This is a genomic window from Frankia sp. AiPa1 (assembly GCF_023243075.1).
In the GTDB taxonomy this organism is placed as follows: Bacteria; Actinomycetota; Actinomycetes; order Frankiales; family Frankiaceae; genus Frankia.
The window spans coordinates 1-1,155 of the sequence record NZ_JALKFZ020000016.1 but is presented as its reverse complement, the minus strand read 5'-3'; the positions used below and the strand labels follow the sequence as shown (position 1 = coordinate 1,155).

The 1,155-nt window shown below is 68.4% G+C and carries 1 protein-coding gene; it reads left to right on the top strand.

Going from position 1 to position 1,155, the window contains the following annotated elements; all coding sequences use genetic code 11:
- Nucleotides 1–102 precede the first annotated feature (102 nt).
- Nucleotides 103–1,155: RNA-guided endonuclease InsQ/TnpB family protein (locus MXD95_RS04045; protein WP_250639164.1), on the top strand; the 1,053-nt coding region annotated here is incomplete at its 3' end.

Genomic DNA, 1,155 nt, shown 5'->3' with positions numbered 1-1,155 from the left:
GGTCACCAGATTTGCGCCGTGGATGCCCCGGTCTTCAGGCCGGGGAGGAAACGGCGCCTCACGCTGGAACACATACGCGGATCCTTTCGGTAGAGTGATGCCGTGTCCCGCTACCGGCTTTATCCGACCGCCGATCAGGCGGCCGTGATGGGCGAGCATTGCGGGCATGCACGTTATGTGTGGAACCTGGCCGTGGAACAGCGGGCGTGGTGGAATCCGCGCCGCGGGCCGGCACCGAGCTATGCGGAACAGAACCGGCAGTTGACCGAAGCCCGCCGCGAATTCGACTGGCTTGCGGCGGGCAGTATCATCGTTCAGCAGCAGGCGCTGCGGGACTTCTCCACCGCCATGGCCAACTTTTTTCGCGGCTCCCATCGGAAACCGGGCTTTCGGAAACGCGGCCGGTCCGAAGGGTTCCGGATCGTCGCCGTGAAAGCCAGTGACGTCCGGCAGGTCAACCGCCGCTGGTCCGAGCTGCGTGTGCCGAAGGTCGGCTGGGTACGGTTCCGCCGATCCCGCGCCGTTCCCGACGCGAAGTCGTATCGGATTACTCGGGATCGTGCGGGCCGCTGGCATGTCGCGTTCGCCGTCGTACCCGCACCGGTCGACCCGCCTGGCACCGGCGAGGTGGTGGGGGTCGACCGTGGTGTGGCCGTGTCGGCTGCGCTGAGCAGCGGGGAGTTGCTGCACTGCCCCGGGCCGCGGCCCGCTGAGGCTGTCCGGCTGCCGCGGCTGCGACGCCGGCTCGCCAGGGCGAAACGGGGCAGTAACCGGCGGGCACGGCTCCGCACGCGGATCGCCCGGCTGACAACACGGGACGCCGACCGGCGGAAAGACTGGGTCGAGAAGACCAGCACCGACCTCGCGCGACGGTTCGACGTGATCCGCGTCGAGGACCTGCGCATCAGGAACATGACCCGATCGGCCCGCGGCACAGTCGAAAAACCCGGGAAGAACGTGCGACAGAAAGCCGGACTCAACCGGGCGATCCTCGGTGCCGGCTGGGGCCTGCTCGTTCAACGGTTGGAACAGAAGGCCCCTGGTCGGGTCGAGAAGGTCCCGGCCGCCTTGACGAGTCAGCGTTGCTCGGCCTGCGGGCAGGTAGCGCCCGGGAACCGCGAGAGCCAAGCGGTATTCCGGTGCGTCGCCTGCGGG